The organism is Pseudomonas salicis (assembly GCF_057128705.1).
Map to the genome: position 1 here is coordinate 487,250 of NZ_JBSKHU010000005.1, position 17,661 is coordinate 504,910.

The 17,661-nt window shown below is 56.4% G+C and carries 17 protein-coding genes and 1 tRNA gene; 11 read left to right on the top strand and 7 right to left on the bottom strand.

Annotation, left to right across the window (positions count from 1 at the left end):
* Positions 1-131: 131 nt before the first annotated feature.
* Positions 132-1,034: a helix-turn-helix transcriptional regulator gene (locus ACWKWE_RS20605; RefSeq protein ID WP_483851536.1), complete on the bottom strand. Its 903-nt coding sequence runs from the start codon at positions 1,032-1,034 to the stop codon at positions 132-134.
* Between the two features lie 322 nt (positions 1,035-1,356).
* Between ACWKWE_RS20605 and ACWKWE_RS20610 the strand changes: the two genes are divergently transcribed.
* From ACWKWE_RS20610 to ACWKWE_RS20625, 4 genes are all read left to right on the top strand, one after another.
* Positions 1,357-2,700: an MFS transporter gene (locus ACWKWE_RS20610; RefSeq protein WP_166597114.1), complete on the top strand. Its 1,344-nt coding sequence runs from the start codon at positions 1,357-1,359 to the stop codon at positions 2,698-2,700.
* Positions 2,701-2,997: 297 nt separating this feature from the next.
* Positions 2,998-3,699, top strand: a complete 702-nt coding sequence (locus ACWKWE_RS20615; RefSeq protein ID WP_483851636.1) for a fumarylacetoacetate hydrolase family protein — start codon at positions 2,998-3,000, stop codon at positions 3,697-3,699.
* A 41-nt stretch (positions 3,700-3,740) separates the two neighbouring features.
* On the top strand, positions 3,741-4,505 hold the full coding sequence (locus tag ACWKWE_RS20620; protein WP_483851537.1) for an SDR family oxidoreductase: 765 nt from the start codon (positions 3,741-3,743) through the stop codon (positions 4,503-4,505).
* A gap of 32 nt (positions 4,506-4,537) precedes the next feature.
* The gene (locus ACWKWE_RS20625) at positions 4,538-5,491 is read left to right on the top strand and encodes a 2-hydroxyacid dehydrogenase (protein WP_483851538.1); all 954 of its coding nucleotides are present in this window, start codon (positions 4,538-4,540) and stop codon (positions 5,489-5,491) included.
* A gap of 60 nt (positions 5,492-5,551) precedes the next feature.
* On the opposite strand, the gene ACWKWE_RS20630 is transcribed toward ACWKWE_RS20625, so the two are convergent.
* On the bottom strand, positions 5,552-6,451 hold the full coding sequence (locus ACWKWE_RS20630; RefSeq protein ID WP_166597111.1) for a LysR family transcriptional regulator: 900 nt from the start codon (positions 6,449-6,451) through the stop codon (positions 5,552-5,554).
* 155 nt (positions 6,452-6,606) lie between these two features.
* Between ACWKWE_RS20630 and ACWKWE_RS20635 the strand changes: the two genes are divergently transcribed.
* Positions 6,607-7,251 carry a hydrolase gene (locus ACWKWE_RS20635; RefSeq protein ID WP_166597110.1) on the top strand — a complete coding sequence of 215 codons (645 nt, stop codon included), beginning with the start codon at positions 6,607-6,609 and terminating at the stop codon, positions 7,249-7,251.
* A 111-nt stretch (positions 7,252-7,362) separates the two neighbouring features.
* A complete protein-coding gene (locus ACWKWE_RS20640; protein ID WP_483851539.1) occupies positions 7,363-8,046 on the top strand; it encodes an energy-coupling factor ABC transporter permease in 684 nt (227 codons plus the stop codon).
* Positions 8,047-8,211: 165 nt separating this feature from the next.
* On the opposite strand, the gene yacG is transcribed toward ACWKWE_RS20640, so the two are convergent.
* The 5 genes from yacG to pilB are packed head-to-tail and all read right to left on the bottom strand — an operon-like array spanning position 8,212 to position 12,833.
* The gene (gene yacG / locus ACWKWE_RS20645; RefSeq protein WP_166597108.1) at positions 8,212-8,415 is read right to left on the bottom strand and encodes a DNA gyrase inhibitor YacG; all 204 of its coding nucleotides are present in this window, start codon (positions 8,413-8,415) and stop codon (positions 8,212-8,214) included.
* Positions 8,412-9,047, bottom strand: coding sequence for a dephospho-CoA kinase (gene coaE / locus ACWKWE_RS20650; RefSeq protein ID WP_483851540.1), 636 nt, complete (start codon positions 9,045-9,047; stop codon positions 8,412-8,414). The genes yacG and coaE overlap by 4 nt, the downstream gene beginning before the upstream one ends.
* Entirely contained in the window at positions 9,044-9,916 is an 873-nt protein-coding gene (locus tag ACWKWE_RS20655) for a prepilin peptidase (RefSeq protein WP_483851541.1), read from the bottom strand. Before ACWKWE_RS20655 ends, coaE begins: the two co-directional genes overlap by 4 nt.
* Before the next feature lie 2 nt (positions 9,917-9,918).
* Positions 9,919-11,136, bottom strand: coding sequence for a type II secretion system F family protein (locus tag ACWKWE_RS20660; protein ID WP_483851542.1), 1,218 nt, complete (start codon positions 11,134-11,136; stop codon positions 9,919-9,921).
* Positions 11,137-11,138: 2 nt separating this feature from the next.
* Positions 11,139-12,833 (bottom strand): type IV-A pilus assembly ATPase PilB, encoded by a 1,695-nt coding sequence (pilB, locus tag ACWKWE_RS20665; protein WP_483851543.1) that lies wholly within the window; start codon positions 12,831-12,833, stop codon positions 11,139-11,141.
* 225 nt (positions 12,834-13,058) lie between these two features.
* Here pilB and ACWKWE_RS20670 point away from each other — a divergent pair, with 225 nt between their 5' ends.
* The 5 genes from ACWKWE_RS20670 (at position 13,059) to ACWKWE_RS20690 (ending at position 17,489) form a co-directional block, all read left to right on the top strand.
* Positions 13,059-13,475, top strand: coding sequence for a pilin (locus tag ACWKWE_RS20670; RefSeq protein WP_483851544.1), 417 nt, complete (start codon positions 13,059-13,061; stop codon positions 13,473-13,475).
* A gap of 146 nt (positions 13,476-13,621) precedes the next feature.
* Positions 13,622-15,007, top strand: a complete 1,386-nt coding sequence (locus tag ACWKWE_RS20675) for an O-antigen ligase family protein (protein ID WP_483851545.1) — start codon at positions 13,622-13,624, stop codon at positions 15,005-15,007.
* A gap of 43 nt (positions 15,008-15,050) precedes the next feature.
* A tRNA-Thr gene (locus tag ACWKWE_RS20680) sits at positions 15,051-15,126 on the top strand.
* Positions 15,127-15,325: 199 nt separating this feature from the next.
* A complete protein-coding gene (locus ACWKWE_RS20685) occupies positions 15,326-16,561 on the top strand; it encodes an oligosaccharide flippase family protein (RefSeq protein ID WP_483851546.1) in 1,236 nt (411 codons plus the stop codon).
* A gap of 319 nt (positions 16,562-16,880) precedes the next feature.
* Positions 16,881-17,489 (top strand): hypothetical protein, encoded by a 609-nt coding sequence (locus ACWKWE_RS20690; protein WP_483851547.1) that lies wholly within the window; start codon positions 16,881-16,883, stop codon positions 17,487-17,489.
* Positions 17,490-17,661: the final 172 nt, after the last annotated feature.

Below are 17,661 nucleotides of genomic sequence, written 5' to 3' on the forward strand. Positions count from 1 at the left end.
CGATCTGGCGCGCAGCGGCAGCAAATTCGGTATACACGGTGTGTCAGTCCGTTCGGGGTGCTCAGGTTTTACTGCCGCTTCGGTCGGACGCGACCCGGGCAGAGGCCTATCGCGTGGGCTTGAAATCAGGACTACAAATCCCGCTGCTTCCTGAACTGCCCCGGCGGCATCCCGTGGGCGTGACGAAACCGCCGTGAAAAATACGCCTCGTCTGCAAACCCGCACAGCCGGGCCACTTCGCCCACAGGCTTGCTGCCGTTCAGCAACAGGCTGCGGGCCAAGTGCATGCGGCGTTCCAGCACCAGTTCGCTGAAGGTCTTGCCGACTTCCTTGCGCAGCCAGTGGGTCAAGTAGTTGGGCGACAGGAACGCCGCTGAGGCCGCTTTTTTCAGGCTCAGGTCCGGGTCGCTCAGGTTTTTGCGCACGTATTCGGACATCCGCGCCAGCGCATCGCGACGGCTGCGTTCGGCGGCGTTGTCGTCTGCCAGCAGCTTGATCGGTTCGGCGTACAGCGCGCAGACGGTCCCGATCAGTTGCAGCAAACAGCCCTTGAGCATCTCCCGCGTGCCGAACTGACGGTTCTGGTCCAGGTCGCGCATGCGGTCAAGCAGACGTTGTATCTCGGCGAAATCTTCTGCATCGAGGGTGAAATCCAGATGCTCCTGAAACCGGAAGGGCGACAGTTCAGGCGCCAGCGCAATGGCCACGTCTTCCAGGTCCAGCGGGTCGCATTGCAACTGCGGCAGCAGGAAGGTCTGGGCGAAGTTGATCAGCAGGAAATTGCCCTCGGGCGGGTGCGGGATGAGGTGCAGTTTGTGCGGCAGGATGAACGCCAGCGTGTTGCGCGGAAAGGGCCGGACGACACCGCCGATGTGCTGCACCGTATCGCCACCCAGATTGATCTGAATCTGGAAATACTCATGCCGGTGAGGCGCGGTTTCCGGTTTGCCCTCGGTCTTGCCACGGATATAGAAATCCGGCCGCTCGCTGCGTTGCTGCATGCCGAAAGTGGGGACGCGATTGGCAGAGTCCATCGGGGTGTTCCTCAGTCGTCTATTTTTATTGTCAGTTGTCCTACGACACGATTCAAAACCTTTCTGTTTTCGCTGGCCAGTTTTTTTGTCCAAAAAGAACGCAATACGTCAGAAAAGTGAAAAGGCTCTATCTCGGTATTTTCCGGCGCATACCCTCCAACATTTACCTTATCTGACTCCTCAAGGTTTCTTGGACTAATAATTAGGGACACTCTCTGAAATCCGAAAACGTTCTAAGCAGCGTCTTGTTTAAAACCAGTCGTACGATAAGTTAAAGGCACGCTTCATCACTCGATTCCAATAAAAACAACGAGGAATTCTCATGTCGAGCCACCCTGACATTCAGGCGATCGATGCTGCCGCGACGGCGCCTATGGCTGCCGCACCCGCACGTCCCGCCTCCCATCGCCGCTGGTTCATGCTGTCATTGTTGTTGATCGCGACGATCATCAACTACGTGGACCGGGTCAACATTTCCATCGCCGCGCCGTTCATGGCCAAGGACCTGGGCCTCGATAAAGTCCAGATGGGCCTGATCTTCTCGGCCTTCGCCTGGACCTACGCCTTCGCTCTGGTGCCCGCCGGTTTCATCGCCGACCGTTTCGGTTCGCGACTGACGTACGGTGCGTCGCTGATTTCCTGGTCTGCTGTCACCGTGTGCCAAGGGATGGCGGGGGGATTTGCGTCGCTGTTCGGATTGCGTCTGGCGATCGGCGCCATGGAAGCACCGGCGTTCCCGGCCAACAGTCGTGCCGTCACGGTCTGGTTTCCGGCGCGGGAGCGGGGGCTGGCCAGCAGCATCTACGTGTGTGGCCAGTATCTCGGCACCGCGTTGTTCACCGGTTTGCTGCTGTGGCTCGCAACCACCTACGACTGGCGCCACGTGTTCTACAGCACCGGCATCGTCGGCATCCTGTTCGGCGTTGCCTGGCTCTACCTGTACCGCGATCCGCTGAGCTGCAAGAAGGTCAGTCAGCAAGAACTCGACTACATCGAGGCAGGCGGTGGCCTGGTCAAAAGCAGTCAGGACAAAAATAAATTCAAGTGGGGGCAGATCGCGGAGCTGTTTCAGTATCGCCAGGTCTGGGCGATCTGCATCGGCAAATTCGCCAACACGTCGGTGCTGTATTTCTTCCTGACCTGGTTCCCGACGTACCTGATCGAAGAACGTCATTTGACCATGGTCAAAGTCGGGATCTTCGCGGTACTGCCATTCATTGGCGCTACGGTCGGCGTGTTACTGGCGGGGTTCGTTTCCGACTGGCTCATCCGTCGCGGGATTTCATTGTCGTTTGCCCGCAAACTGCCGCTGGTGGTGGGCTCAGCGCTGGGCATGTCGATCATGCTCGTTAACTTCACTGACTCCAATGAAGTCTGCATCGCGTTGCTGACCATCGCCTTCTTCGCACAGGGCATCGCATCGGCGTCCTGGGCTGCCGTCTCGGAAATCGCACCGAAAGAACTGATCGGCCTGACCGGCGGCGTCACCAGCCTGGCGGCGAATATTGGCGGCATCGTGACCCCCATCGTCATCGGTCAAATTCTGCATGTCACGGGCGGTTTCGCCTGGGCATTCTGGTTCATCGGCGGGCTCGCCTGCATGGGCACGCTGTCTTACTCGCTGTTGCTGGGCCGGATTTACCGCATCCAACTCAAGGCCAGCTAACCGCTACGAATGTGTGTGTGACCTTCTGCCGAACTAGGCAAGGGCGTGCGCGAGTACGCCTTTTTTATGCCCGCGACATTGAGTTTTTTAGTCCAGCGCCAACACGGTTTTGTCCAACTTCCGGACGTTTTGATCCCGTAGTCTCTGGTTCAAACGGTTATCCCTGTAGGAGTGAGCTTGCTCGCGATAGCGGCGTATCAGTCGATGCGGATGACACCGTCAGAGGGCATCGCGAGCAAGCTCACTCCTACAGGGGGTCATAAAAACCGACGATCACGCCCCTCCGGGCCCAAGGGAATCTCCATGAGCAATTTTGTCTTCGAACCCGCCCGCATCCCTAGCTTGCCTGTCAGTGGCAGCGACGCGCGCTTCCCTGTCGCGCGCGTGTTTTGCCTGGGGCGCAATTATTACTGGGGCGATGCGCTGAATGCTGTGCGTGAAGTTCCGGCTTTCTTCATGAAGCCCGCGACCTCGGTCATCGATGCGACCGGCGAGCTGGATTTCCCGACCCAGACCGAGCAGTTCTGCCACGAGATCGAACTGGTGGTTGCCATCGGCAAGGACGGTTTCGAGATCAGCGAAGCACAGGCCCTCGACCACGTATGGGGTTATGCCGCAGGCCTGGACCTGACCCGCCGCGACCTGCAAATGGCCGCAAAAGCCGTGGGCAATCCGTGGGAACCCGCCAAGGCATTCGACGGTTCGGCACCCATCACCCCGATTCGCCCGGCGAGCCCTGACAGCCACCCGAAGCAGGGCGCGATCTGGCTCAGCGTCAATGGCGTGGAGCGTCAGCGCTCGGACCTGGACAGCCAGATCTGGTCGGTAAGCGAAATCATCAGCCAGCTTTCCCACTCCGTCGGCCTGCGCGCCGGGGACCTGATCATGACCGGCACCCCGCCCGGCGTCGCAGCACTCCAGGCGGGTGATGTGATCAACGCGGGCATCAGTGGCATCGGCGAGTTGGAAATGCGCGTCGGCAGCCGTCGCGCTGACTGACCCGCTCTACGAGCATCCAGACGAGCAACAGGAGAACAACAATGACTGCACAATCCCCCTCGAAAATTGCCTTGGTCACCGGCGCAGGCAGCGGCATCGGTCGCGTTGTGGCGTTGGGCCTGCTGGAAGATGGCTACAAAGTGGTGGTGACCGGACGCCGCCTTGAACCCCTGGAAGCCTTTGTGGCGCAGGCCCGCGAGCAGGGCGGCGAAGCGCTGGCGGTGTCCACTGATGTGCGCGATCCGGCCAGCGTCGACGCGCTGTTCGCGACCATCGAAGAGGTCTACGGCCGACTTGATGTTGTATTCAACAACGCGGGTGTTAACGCACCCGCCGTGCCGATGGACGAGTTGCCGGTCGAGACGTGGCTGAGTGTGATCGACACCAACGTGACCGGGGTTTTCCTGTGCAGTCGCGGGGCGTTCGGCCTGATGCGCAAACAATCGCCGCAGGGTGGCCGAATCATCAACAACGGCTCGATTTCCGCCCACGTTCCGCGCCCGTTCACCGCGCCATATACCGCCAGCAAACACGCGGTTCTGGGTCTGACCAAAAGCCTCGCGCTGGACGGTCGTGAATTCAACATCGCGTGCAGCCAGATCGACATCGGCAATGCGCTGACCGAGCTGTCGGTGCGCATGACCAAAGGCGTGCGCCAGGCGAATGGGTCTATCGCCGTGGAGCCGATGATCGACGTCAAACACATCGCCGATGCCGTGCGTTACATCTCCGCACTGCCGCTGTCGGCCAACGTGCTGAACATGACCGTCATGGCCACCAATATGCCTTTCGTGGGCCGTGGTTGATCCTTTTGCCTCCCGTTGCGAGCGAGACTTCGATGAAACCTGAAATCCTGCAACTCAGCCCGATCCTGATTCCCGACATCAACGCGCGGCTAAACGCGCTGTACACCGTGCGCCCGTATTTTCAGCAGTCCGACAAGGCCGCCTACCTCGCCGAACACGGCGCTAACATTCGCGGCGTCGTCACGGGCGGCCACACCGGCATCACCCGTGCGGTGATGGAGCAGTTGCCGAAGGTGGAAGTGATCGCGGTCAATGGCGTCGGCACCGACGCGGTAGACCTGGCCTATGCCCGTGATCGCGGGATTCGGGTCACGGCCACCATTGGTGCGCTGACCGAGGACGTCGCGGACCTCGCCATTGGCCTGTTGATTTCGGCCTGTCGCGGATTGGGCACTGGCGACCGCTACGTGCGGTCCGGCGAATGGGCCAGAACCGCCACGCCGCTGGTGCCGCTGCCTCTGGCCCGCCAGTTCAGCGGCATGCGTGTGGGCATCGTCGGCCTGGGCCGGGTAGGGCGTGCCGTCGCCACGCGGGCTGCGGCGTTCGGATGCCCCATCCGTTACACCGACCTCAACCCGATGAGCGACGTGTCCTACACCTTCGTCAGTGATCTGGTGGAACTGGCCCGCCAAAGCGATGCGCTGATCGTCGCTGCGGCGGCGGACAAGGCCAAGGGCATCATCAATGCTCAAGTGCTGGAGGCGCTGGGCGCGGAGGGGTATTTGATCAACGTCGCGCGGGGCAGCCTGGTGAACGAGCCGGACCTGATCGCCGCGCTGCAAGCGGGTTCGATTGCCGGGGCTGGGCTGGACGTGTTCGTCGACGAGCCCAACGTGCCCGACGTGCTGTTCGGCCTGGAAACCGTGATTCTGCAACCCCACCGCGCCAGCGCGACCGTGCAGACGCGGACGAAGATGGGCGAGATGGTGTTGGCCAGTCTGGCGGCGGTGCTGGAAGGCCGTGAGCCCGTGGGCGCGGTCGCCTGAGTTTGCGTCCCCCCCCTGTAGCAATCCGGCAAGCCGGACTGCTACAGAACCCGCCTGAAATCAAAAACCCGCCGTGCCCAACGCCAGTTCCGCCACCAGAAAATCAATGAACGCCCGGGTCTTCATCGGCACGCGGCGCGCTGACGGGTACACCGCGTTCACTGAAATTGCCGGGGCTTCCCACTCGCACAACACCGCCTTCAATCGCCCATCCGCCACGGCCCTTTCGACGATGAAATTCGGCAGCAACGCGATGCCCATTCCCCCCACCGCCGCCTGCGCAAGAATGTCGCCGTTGTTCGCGTGCAACGGCCCACTGACCGTGACGCGCTGGGTTTCCTTGCCGTTGCACAGTTGCAGGCTGATCCCGCTTTGCAGGTAGCCGTAACTGAGGAACTGATGATTCGCCAGATCCTTCGGCGATTGCGGCACGCCGTGTTTCGCGAGGTAGTCAGGCGAGGCCACCATGAGTCGCGGCGCCGGAGCCAGCGAGCGGGCCACCATCGACGAATCCGGCAGGCTGGCAATCCGGATGGTCACGTCAAAGCCGCCTTTCACCGGATCGACCTGCTGGTCGCTGAGCACGACTTGCAGCTCGACATTCGGGTGCAGTTGATTGAACAAAGGGATCAGTGGCCCGAGCCGACTCAAGCCGAACGACATCGGCGCGTTGACCCGCAACACCCCGCGTATTTCACCCATTCCCGTGCGTGCACGCTGCTCCGCCTCGTCCAGCGAGGCGATGACATCGCGACAGGCGTCGTAGTACTCGGCGCCAGCTTCTGTCAGGTGCAGGCTGCGGGTGGTGCGTTGCAGCAGTTGCACACCAATCGCCTCCTCCAAGGCCTGAATCTGTTTGCTGACTTTTGAGCGCGGTACATCCAGCGCCCGGGCCGCTGCCGCAAAACCGTTGGCGCCGACGGTGGCGACAAACGCGCGCATGCATTCGATGCGATCCATGAGTGTCCCTGATATGGAAACAATGAGTCTCGATTCTATGGGATTGTTCCGAAGTCAGCCAGTCCGTAAATTTACTCCCAAGCCAGCAAGCACACAGCGCCAAGCGCTTCAGCGGCTAACCCAACAGACCATTATCGAATCCAAAGGAAAACGCCATGTCTATCCGCGAACTGCTGAACCCAACCAATTCCGCATTGATCCTGATCGACCACCAGCCACAGATGGCATTCGGCGTGCAGTCGATCGATCGTCAAACCCTGAAGAACAACACCGTGGGCCTGGCCAAGGCGGCCAAGATTTTCAACGTGCCGACCATTTATACCTCGGTCGAAACACAGAGCTTCAGCGGCTACATCTGGCCGGAACTACTGGCGGTACACCCGGACCAACAGCCCATCGAGCGCACGTCGATGAACTCCTGGGAAGACAAGAAGCTGGTCGAAGCCGTGAAGGCGACCGGTCGCAAGAAGCTGATCATCGCGGCGCTGTGGACTGAAGTCTGCCTCAACTTCCCGACCCTCGACGCGCTGGCCGAAGGCTATGAGGTCTACATCGTCACTGACGCTTCAGGCGGCACCACCAAAGAAGCCCACGACATGTCCGTACAGCGCATGATTCAGGCCGGCGCGGTCCCGGTGACCTGGCAACAAGTCTTGCTCGAATTCCAACGCGACTGGGCGCACAAAGAAACCTACGACGCCGTCATGCAACTGGTGCTCGAACACAGTGGCGCCTACGGCATGGGTGTTGATTACGCCTACACCATGGTTCACGGCGCGCCACAGCGTAAAGCCAGCTAACTCAAACAACTCGGTAAGTCTTCCCACCCGATGGCGCGAATCAACCCGCGCCATCGGGTGTTTTTGCGTCGGACTAGACTGTTGTTATCCGAACGTACAAGAGCAACGGAGATGATCGGAGCACAGGTCCTCACCGCGCAGACCATGATCCTCGCCTGGTTGTTTTATCTGCCGGTGCTGGGGTGGGCGATCTGGCGCTGTCCCTGGCTCGAACTCTTCACCGACGCACGACGTCAGCACCTGCTGTTCGGCACAGTCTTCGCGCTGTTTTTACTGTGGCTGATGCGCCGCGATTTCGACACCGGCGTCTCCTTTCACTTCCTCGGCATGACGGCGGTGACGTTGCTGCTGGACTGGCCACTGGCGATCGTCGGCGGGTTCATTGCGCAGCTTGGCTTGTTGGCGTTGGGACGACAGGAACTGGCGCCGCTGGGGGTGAACGGCCTAGTGCTGATCGGGCTGCCGGTGCTGATCACTGAAGGCTGCTCGCTGATCGTCGAACGTGCCCAACCGAAAAGCCCATTCACCTACATCTTCTGCTCCGGCTTCTTCGCCGCCGGACTGGCCGCGCTCGCTTGCCTGCTGGTCGCGATGGGACTGCTCTGGTACGACGGCCTGTTCGCCATGCCCGAGTGGCTGGAGGATTTCATCGGCTACATCTGGCTGATCGTCTTTCCCGAAGCGTTCATCAACGGCGTGATCATCACAGCGCTGGTCGTGTTCTGCCCGGAATGGCTGGAGACGTTCAACCGCACGCGCTATCTGTCCCCGCCGTCAAAGGGCGACGACCGCTAACGCGGATGCAGCGGTGTTCTTGATTCTGGCCGAAGGTCGTAGGGGCTGGCTTGCCTGCGATCTGACGCGCAGCGGCAGCTAATCCTGCGAGCACGTTGGAACTGGCACAACCGAACATCTGAAACCCTTGTTGGAGGCCAGAAACACTCCGGTGTTGAGGCGGGCTCAATGCTGCTTAGGATCAAACTCACCGGAAAACAACTCATCCTCCGCATCCGGCGCCACCGGAATCGCATGCTCTTCCGACGCCCACGCGCCCAGGTCGATCAACTTGCAACGGTCCGAACAGAACGGCCGAAACGTGTTCTCGGGCTTCCACTCGACAGGGGCCCCGCAGGTTGGACAATCGACGGTCATTGGTTGGCTCATGATTGGCCTCCACGCAAAGTTAGGTAAAAGTGATGCAGTCGCTCGACCTCGCTTTTCAGCCAGGCCGGGTCTCGGTCATTGACGATCACATCATCCGCGCGACTCAGCCGTTCTTCACGACTCGCCTGCGCCTTGAGGATTGCCCGGACCTGCTCTTCATTGGTCTTGTCGCGCAACACCGTGCGCTCGATCTGCACCGCTTCCGGCACATCGATCACCAACACCCGCTGCACCATCTGATGCTGCGTCGTCTCCAGCAACAAGGGCGACACCAGAATCGCGTAAGGCGATTCGGCACGGGCCAGGTATTGACGGATTTCCTCACGGATCAGCGGATGCAACAGACCTTCAAGCCAGACACGCTGCTGCGGCTCCTTGAAAATCAGCGCCCGCAGCGCGCCTCGGTTCAGCGTGCCGTCGGCTTGCAAAACACCTTCACCGAAGTGCTCGGCAATCTGCGCCAGCGCAGGACGCCCCGGCTCGACCACCCAGCGAGCGGCGTTATCGGCATCCACCAAATGAATGCCCAGATCCGCGAAGCACTGCGCTGCCGCGCTCTTGCCGCTGCCGATGCCGCCCGTCAGGCCAAGAATCCAGGGTGTCGCGGGTTGCTGCGCGTGAGGAGAAGTCATCTGAAACCGGCGATCTGCAAATACGAAGACGTTATTTGATCACCCCACAGCAACGCGATCCACCCCGCGATGGCGAGATACGGCCCAAACGGGATCGGCGTGCTCGTCTCGACATTGCGCACACGCAGCAAAATCAGGCCCAGCACCGCGCCGACAATCGACGACAACAAAATCGTCAACGGCAAAATCTGCCAACCACCCCAAGCGCCCAACATCGACAGCAACTTGAAATCGCCATAGCCCATGCCTTCCTTGCCCGTGATCAGCTTGAACAGCCAAAACACCGTCCACAACACCAAGTACCCCGCGACCGCACCCCATACCGCATCGCTCAGCGAAGCAAACAGCCCGAACGCATTGACGATCAACCCCAGCCACAACAACGGCAACACAATCGCATCCGGCAACAACTGGTGATCGGCGTCGATCAAACTCATCGACAACAACCCCCAACTCAACACCAACACCGCCCCCGCTTGCCAACCGAAGCCGAAGTGCCAGGCGATAAACGCCGACATCACACCGCACGCCAGCTCGACCAAAGGATAACGTTTACTGATCGGCGCCTTGCAGCTCGAACACTTTCCGCCGAGGGCGAGATAGCTCACGACAGGCAGGTTTTCCCATGCGCGGATCTTGTGGGAACAATGCGGGCACCGGGAGTGGGGGAGCAGGAGGTTGAAGGTTTCCGGGGTGGGTTCTGGAGGGAGTTCCAGGACCTCACGGGCTTGGGTTTTCCAGTCGCGGAGCATCATTTTTGGGAGGCGGTAGACGACGACGTTGAGGAAACTGCCGACGAGTAGGCCCAGGATTAACGCGCAAACGGCGAAGGCCAGCGGAGAGCTGGCCAGGAGGTTGGGGAGGGACATGGTTAGACGACTTGTCCGAGCTGGAAGATTGGTAGGTACATTGCGATTACGAGGCCGCCGACGATTACACCTAGAAACGCCATGATCAGCGGTTCCATAAGACTGGTGAGACTATCGACCATGTTGTCGACCTCCTCTTCGTAGTAGGTCGCCACTTTATCAAGCATTGAGTCCAGAGCACCGGACTCTTCACCGATGGCAGTCATCTGCACCGCAAGTGTCGGGAATACGCCAGTGGAGCGCATCGAAAAATTCAACTGCATACCCGTTGATACATCTTGTTTGATTTTGTTGACGGCATCTCTGAAAATGACGTTGCCCGTCGCGCCTGAAACTGAATCCAATGCCTCGACCAACGGTACTCCTGCGGAGAATGTGGTCGACAATGTTCGGGCATACCGGGCAACAGCTGACTTATACAGCAGAGGTCCAATTACTGGGATTTTCAGCAACACTTTGTCCAGCCAGTTTCGAAACCTCTCGGAGCTTTTGTACGCTTTCTTGAAAGCAAAAAAGAGAGCAATAATAGCGCACAGTACTACATACCAATACTCCTGAACGAACTCGGAGAGATGGACCACCATTAAGGTAAAGGCAGGTAGTTGTGCGCCAAATCCTTCAAAAATCGACTGGAATTGCGGGACAACCTTGATCAGTAGAATTGCGGTTACGACAAAAGCCACGATCACTACCGCAATTGGATAGCTCATGGCTTTTCTTATCTTTGATTTCAACGATTCTGTTTTTTCTTTGTACGTAGCTACCCGATCCAGCAATGACTCAAGCGCACCCGCCTGCTCACCAGCATCGACTAGACTGCAATAAAGATCATCAAAGTATTCAGGCCTTTGTCTGAGGGATATAGCAAGGCTATGACCCGACGCCACGCTCTGCTTTACGTCATCAACTAGTTTTCGCATGCGAGGGTTTTCTGAGCCATCGCTGATAATGTCGAATGATTGTAGTAAGGGCACGCCGGCTTTCATCATTGTTGCCATTTGACGAGTGAAAAAAGCGATATCCAGAGGCTTGATTCGTTTTCCGGAGCCGAATATAGAAACGCTTTTTTTACGAACTTTAAGCGGATTTATTCCTTGTTTTCGTAGCTGGGCTTTGACCAAAGCAGGGTTGTGGCCGTTAAGCTCTCCGCTAACCTTAGTGCCTTTCTTGTCAACGCCTTCCCAAGAATAAACACTGACCTTTACTGCTTTAGCTGCCATGGTTAATCCTTGGTTACTCGGTTGATTTCCTCAAGGCTCGTCAGCCCTTGCATGGCTTTTAAGAGCCCAGAGGTGCGCAGGTCTTTGAATCCGTCCTTACGCATTTGCTGTGAAATGTCAATCGAGTTTCCTTCTTCCATAATTATGCGTTCAAGTGCTGGCGTATTCTTGACGACTTCGTAAATTCCGACCCTTCCTTTATACCCAGCATTGCAATGCTCGCACCCCACAGGTGAATAAAGCGTAAATTTTCCTATCTCTTCTGCTGGGAACCCTTCAGCGATCAATGTTTCTTTTGGAACTGTGATTTCTTTCTTGCAAAATGTGCACAGCTTACGTGCCAGCCGTTGAGCAATAATAAGGTTAATGGCGGTGGCGATGTTAAAAGCAGCGACGCCCATATGGTGCAAGCGCGTTAGTGTTTCTGCGGCGCTGTTTGTGTGTAATGTTGAAAGGACCATATGCCCCGTTTGGGAGGCTTTGATGGCTATCTCCGCCGTTTCCAGGTCACGGATCTCGCCCACCATGATGACGTCAGGGTCTTGGCGCAAAAATGCACGCAATGCCTGCGAAAAGTCCATACCTTGGCGAGGGTTCACGTTGACTTGGTTGATGCCCTCCAGATTGATCTCTACTGGATCCTCTGCGGTCGAAATATTTATGTCTGGAGTATTCAAAATATTCAGGCCCGTATAGAGCGACACCGTTTTGCCAGAGCCAGTCGGGCCCGTTACCAAAATCATCCCCTGCGGCTTACTCAAGGCCTCGAGGTAAAGCGCTTTTTGGTCTGGTTCATACCCCAAAGCATCAATCCCCATCTGCGCACTAGTGGGGTCAAGTATCCGCATCACAATTTTTTCGCCCCACAGTGTGGGAAGCGTGTTCACTCGAAAGTCGATGGCGCGGTTTCGCGAGATCCGAAGCTTGATACGACCGTCTTGGGGCTTTCGGCGCTCAGAAATATCCAGCCCAGCCATTACCTTGAGGCGAGCAGCAATCCGACCTGCAAGTTGTGTGGGTGGTTTCGCAACCTCATGGAGAATGCCGTCCGTACGCAACCGAACTCTGAAAATCTTTTCGTAAGGCTCGAAGTGAAGATCAGAAGACCCTAAGCGAATAGCATCCATCAACATCTTATTGACGAACCTCACCACCGGAGCGTCTTCGGCATCGACGTCTCCCAGCATCGTTTCCTTTGTTTCTGTGTCGTTCTCCACCTCCATGCTGAGATCGACGTCCGCCATTTCTCCTAGGCCAGCATGGGTATCAAACAATTTGTCGATGGCAACGGTGAGCTTGTCATCCTCAACGAGGATGGCTTCAGTATTCAGGCCAGTACTGAACTGAATGTCCGTGATGGCTTGATGATTGGTGGGATCTGAAACTCCTACGAACAGCTTGTTTCCGCGGCGCCAGAGGGGCAAAGCGCAATGTTGGCGAACGAGCTTCTCGCTCACGAGCCCCTTAGGCTGGCCTTCCCTATCTAGGGTCGATAAGTCTAAAAAAGGGAGCCCAAACTGGTCTGATGCCATCTCGGCCAGCAGCAAGCTATTAACCAGCTTGTTCTGGACCAGATAGCTAACCAGCGAAAGCTTGTCCTTTCGCGCTTGCTGATAGGCCTGCTGGGCAGTCTTTTCATTGAGCAACTCAGCGACAACGAGTTGTTTGGCCAAACCAGTTAGGACGACATCAGTCATTAAAGCCACCAGACACTTACAGTGAGTGGTTTATAGCGTAGTCGGGCTTGGCTGCCAAATGAATGGCAGCCAAGTGACAAAAAATGTCACATAGTGCTTAAAAAGGGAGAGCGAGGACGCCGGCTTGGCTGTCTCGAGCTAGTCTATGCGTCTGTCCTTTAGCTGGCACGCCTTGTGCTTAACAAATGGGTGGCATCTGATCAATTGACGCTTGGAGAAGTCGTGATGAATTCACAGAAAGGTTTTACACTGATCGAGCTTATGATTGTGGTTGCAATCATCGGTATTCTAGCCGCCATCGCTCTGCCTGCTTATCAGGACTATACTGGGAAATCTCAACTGGGCGCTGCTCTGGCTGAAATTACCCCGGGCAAGACCCTTGCAGAAACCAAAATTAACGAAGGTTCATTGACTGCTACATCTACAAACCCTGCAGACTTTGGCTTGACTGCTTCTACTACTCGTTGCGCTACAACCGTATCTGTTGCTGCCGATGGCACGGCAACCCTCGTCTGTGCCATTAAAGGTAACCCGGCTGTAAACAGTAAAACCGTTACGCTTACTCGCACCACTGCTGGTGTTTGGAGCTGTGGTAACACCACTAAGTATTCCGTTTCTGGCTGTACCGGTAGCGGTAGCTGATACGACTGCGTTCAGCGGTTAGCCTGAGCAGATTTCGGTATCGTATTCAAAAACCCGATCCTCACCGGTCGGGTTTTTTGTCGTTCGCACGAACGTTCTTATGAGAGAGCCGTTTAGGCATGGCAACAAGTCGGATCTCACGGAGTATGTTTTTTTTATTTTGGTTGTTAATGGTGTTGTCCGTCACGTTGCCTGTGTTTGGAACCCATGACAGGCAGCGTGCTTTTCAGTGCATGATCGCTGTTTTTTTATCAATAGTGCTGTTGATTCACCGTAAATCTCTCTCTCTCTTGACTACCAATGGCGTTAGGGGACACGGCATCGCCCTTCTTCTAATGGCGCTGGCAATTGCCTCGGTTATGGGTTCGCATCAACCAGCCTGGGCACTCGCCGAGTTGGCGTTGGTCGTCTCCTGTGTGGGGATCTGCCTGGCCGTGGGGCTCGAACGACAACATAATGGCCCCTCGCTGGACAAGCGTTTGATAGGGCTGGTGTTGGCGATTTGTGCATTCAAGTGTGTTCAGTTTGCAGCCGCCTCGCTTGCGGGGTTGTCGAGCGACCTTTCAACGATCGATGTCGACATGCTACTGGAGGGTTTCGCCAATCGGCGCTTCTACGGGCAGTTCCAGACGTTCACGTTGCCGCTTTTGGCATTGCCTCTGCTTGCCGGTGAGTACGGGAGCAAGTCGCGCGTGTGGATATTTACGCTGCTGGTGGCTTGGTGGATGATCGCAATCACGGGCGCCACCCGAGGAACCTGGCTGGGCATGGCCGCCGCGGGCTTCGTCATGTTTTGGTGCGGCGCACAGGGGCGTCGCTGGCTACGCTGGCAGGGGCTGACGATGCTGGCGGGGCTTGTGCTCTATTACCTTGTATTCGTCGTGCTGTGTAAGTGGCTGGGTATCACGGTGATTAACTCTGCGTCAGAGCGTATGACCACTTCACTGTCTGCCCGCGACATTATTTGGCTGCAGGCTTGGGAAATGATCAAAGCCCAGCCGCTGTTGGGCGCAGGTCCAATGCAGTTTGCCGATCTCTACAACCCGGTTGCGGCCCACCCCCATCAGGCCATTTTGCAGTGGGCCAGTGAGTGGGGCATTCCTTCGACGCTTTTGGTGGTGGGGCTGGTCGCTCGCGGATTGATAGCAACATTTGTTCTAATCAGACAAAAGTGCTCTCCAGAGATGCCTGTTCATCTTCTACGCTTATGCCTGTTCGCCAGCCTAATCGGTGCGCTGACGCAATCGATGGTCGATGGTGTGATTGTCATGCCTTACTCGCAGTTGTGTCTGGCCATCGCCGCCGGGTGGCTGCTGGCGATTCACGAAAGGCCCGCGCAACCTCAAGGTGCTTTCAAGTTTTACGGGCTTTGGGTGACGGGCGTCATGATGGCTGTGAGTTTTTTTGCCTTTACGGTGATACGCGACTTTCCTCATCTTGAAGATCGTAAGGAACAATTTCGCCACGATTTTGGAGGTAATTACCAGCCACGATTTTGGCAACAAGGCGTAATCGCCAGCCAGCCTCAGTAGCGGTTGCCGCGAAATGAGAGTCCTGCTAGCTTTCTGTCCCAACGCCGAAATAGCTCAGTCGGTAGAGCAGCGCACTCGTAACGCGAAGGTCGCAGGTTCGATTCCTGTTTTCGGCACCATCTTTCCGCCATCCTGCTGGATGGCGATGCTCAGCTCGGAATGCGTGAAGTTCTCGCTTACTGCCGCTATGGTCTTACGACCTTTTTCAGCCGTTAAAAAAGAAGGTCGAGTGGATTTTTTCTCTAGATTGATGTTTTTGCCATCGTTGGTCTGTGTACCGACCCCATTCCAACTTTCCATCCGCCAGGTTCAAGCGTAATGGATCTGGTGCAGCGTCAGGTCTTATTTAAGCGTTTCACGCCTTTGATGATGCAGTGGGGCGTCACCGGGTACTCGGCTGCCGTCTCCTTAGGGCTCTCTGTACTGTTTGCCCGGAGCATGGGGTCTAGTGCTTTCGGTCACTACACCTACATCTATGTGTTGGCGAGTGTTCTTTTCCTGGCCCAGGATGCAGGATTTAACACGCTTTTACTGCGTGAGCGTGCTGCGCCTTCCGCGGCCCTTCAATCTCGTTGCGATCAGCTCCCCACTATCGCGTTGTTGCATTTGGTGGTGACGACGTCATTGCTCATTGTCATGACTGGCGCCTTTTACGGCTGGAGTGACGCTCTATCGTTGATGTCCGGTATCTTGTGCTTTGCGGCGATCACGCTGATGCAGTGGCAGTCATCGTGGTTCAAGGGCGCGGGGAAGTTTGAGCGGGACGCGTTGTTTCTTTTCATTAGCCGCAGTGTCAGTGCGGTATTTGTGTTAATTGCCGTACTGATGCTAGGAGCGTCTCCGGTGGTTATTTTCCTTGCTTGGAGCGCAGGCTTGCTGCTGACATTGGCGTTTCATTTCAGACACTTTCCCTCACTGGTGAGCATCGATTGGACATTCCCGACGTGGGCTTATCGCAGCGCATTGAGTTTTTTTGCAGTGGGGCTTGCTTCTACACTTTACCACCAGATCGATATCATCATTTTGAGAAGCCTTCTGGGCGAGATTCCAGCGATCGGTCACTACGCAGTCGCAACGCGGATTCATGATGGGCTCTTGTTACTTGCAATGCCTGTTGTGTTGATGTTGTTTCGACGTATGAGAGTGTTGGCCATGCAGTCCGGAGCCGCCACTCGATTTAGCCGAAATGCCGTTGTCGGCGCATTGCTGATCGGGATTGTGTTGGCGACGGCTGGATGGATCGTTGGACCCTGGATTGTCGGAATGCTGTTCGGGAATGTATATGCCGACGGTGCTAACAAATTGATTCAATTGTTGTTTCTAGCACTGGTCTTCGCATTGCCGAACTACGTTCTTGAGCAGAATGCGATCGCGACGCAACATGAGCGGCTGCTCGCGATTAGTTTCTTTTTTGCTATTGCTGTTAATGTTGCTCTGAACTTTTATTTGATCCCTAACATGGGCGTGGAAGGGGCCGCGTGGGCGACAATTTTGACAGAAGTGTTACTTTGCGGACTCTTGACCTACGGGCTAAGACGAGAAGTGTTCGCTTGAAACCCCTTCATATTGAGCTACGAGAGGTTTCGGTTCGCCCTTTCTGGAATGCGTTGCCAGAAGGGAGGTATCTGGCATCGGATTCTTTAGGAGCCGCGGGTTGAGCTCAAATGCTTAAGTGAATAGCATTACCCTCAGGCGACTTTTTTATTGCTCCCAATTTCTTATCGTTTCGATCTTCTTATAGCCCGGTTAGCAGGTTTCTCTGTGCATCTGCGCCCCCGCTCCTTCATTAGAAAGGGTTGTGCTGGTGTGTTACGCGCGAATACGATCCGCATCTCCTGCTGCGATTTTTTAAACGGAACTGAGCGCGGACTGTATGGACATCTTTGATTTGATCGTCGGGGTCGGGATGGCCGGTGCCTTTAGCCCTATTCTCATGGAAACCCACCGCAGCGAAGGCCCTCCCTCTTGGATTCGACGTCACCGAATCATGGTCCGCATCGTGATGCTCATATTCATGAGTCCGATGTTTGCCTTGTGTGCTGTGGGCATTCTCGAGTGGCTGAACACACCTGGCCATTCTGTTCAGCGGTGGCACGTCTTGGAGATAGTGGGTGCAATCTACTTAGCTTGCCTGTTATTGGCCTTTTGCCTCAGGGATCGAATAGCGAAGAACGCTATGTTGGTGGAGATAGATGAAGTCGCCAAGGTTAGCCATCCAACAGCTTTGGATACTCATGCGCTGAAGGCATCGATAGCTCACGACTGGATCGTTTGCTTCAGGTGTGATGAGTATTCTCATGATCGCCTAATGGAAAGAGCTGCGATCCACAAGCTCAAGGTGCATGTGAACGCGCCAGACATCGTAGCGCTCGGCCCATTTGAATCGGAACAGCACGCTGAAGAAATCATCCGCCGCTTTCGAGAAAATTACGGAATGACGGGCGAAAAAATATACGTTTCAGATACAACCGAAGTCAGCTAGGCGCTGCGATCGGGCGGGAGGGGCTGAGGTGCGGTGTTAGCTTTGACCAGTCTGAAAGGCATTTGCAGACATGAAAAGCCCGATCTTCAGACCGGGCTTTTCTCGTTACGGCGTCAGTAAGGGTCGTGAAGTTCGTGGTCACCGTAGAAGCTGGCGGCCAAACTCGGAATCG